Below are 413 nucleotides of genomic sequence, written 5' to 3' on the forward strand. Positions count from 1 at the left end.
CTAAGGCTAAAAAAGAAATTCATTATACGGCCTCCTGCAATTTAGCACGCTCTTCCAACAATGCTTTAATTCTGTCTGAGGAAAAGAAATCGACAGGCTGTAGATCAAAGTTGTTTCTTTCAGCCCATTCCATCAAAAGTTTCTGGTCCTTTGCAGGCACCAAGCCGCCGGTTCCCTCGCGCTTTTCAGTGCCATAAGTCCAACGATAAATACGCGAGTAATGCTTCCCAACGATTGATGAAACCGCTTTGGCACCGCCGAGATATGCTATGAGTGTGAATGCAGGTTCTTTTGACATGATATATATTTGCGATAATCGTAAAAATAAGTCAACTGAATTTTGCGATTTTCGTGATAGCAATTTTTGCGGAAAACGCAAATATAGAGATATGAAAAATTCTTCAGACGAAGTG

General features: G+C 40.7%; 1 protein-coding gene. It reads right to left on the minus strand.

Features of this window, described 5'->3' with window-relative positions; translation table 11 throughout:
• Nucleotides 1-22: 22 nt before the first annotated feature.
• A partial coding sequence (locus HBA93_RS18905) for a hypothetical protein (RefSeq protein WP_221724325.1) occupies nt 23-413 on the minus strand: 391 nt, incomplete at its 5' end.

The sequence above is a fragment of the Ochrobactrum sp. SFR4 genome, assembly GCF_019730395.1.
GTDB lineage: Bacteria > Pseudomonadota > Alphaproteobacteria > Rhizobiales > Rhizobiaceae > Pseudochrobactrum.